Source organism: Pseudomonas sp. BJa3, from assembly GCF_026343815.1.
Classification (GTDB): domain Bacteria; phylum Pseudomonadota; class Gammaproteobacteria; order Pseudomonadales; family Pseudomonadaceae; genus Aquipseudomonas; species Aquipseudomonas soli.
Map to the genome: position 1 here is coordinate 1 of NZ_JAOXMC010000411.1, position 249 is coordinate 249.

At 65.1% G+C, this 249-nt stretch carries 1 protein-coding gene; it reads right to left on the reverse strand.

Annotated features, from left to right (window positions below; translation table 11 throughout):
• The coding region (locus tag OH705_RS28220; RefSeq protein ID WP_267303572.1) for an efflux RND transporter permease subunit at window positions 1-249 on the reverse strand (249 nt) is incomplete at both ends.

Genomic DNA, 249 nt, shown 5'->3' on the forward strand with positions numbered 1-249 from the left:
GGGAGGTCATCACGATCGGCCGCAGACGCATGCGGCAGGCTTCGATGGCCGCCTCGACGATGCCCTTGCCCTGCTCGTGCAGCTCCTTGGCGAACTCCACGATGAGAATGGCGTTCTTCGCCGACAGGCCGATGGTCGTCAACAGGCCCACCTGGAAGAACACGTCGTTGGACAGGCCGCGCATGGACGTCGCCAGCAGCGCGCCGATCACGCCCAACGGCACCACCAGCATCACCGAGAACGGAATCG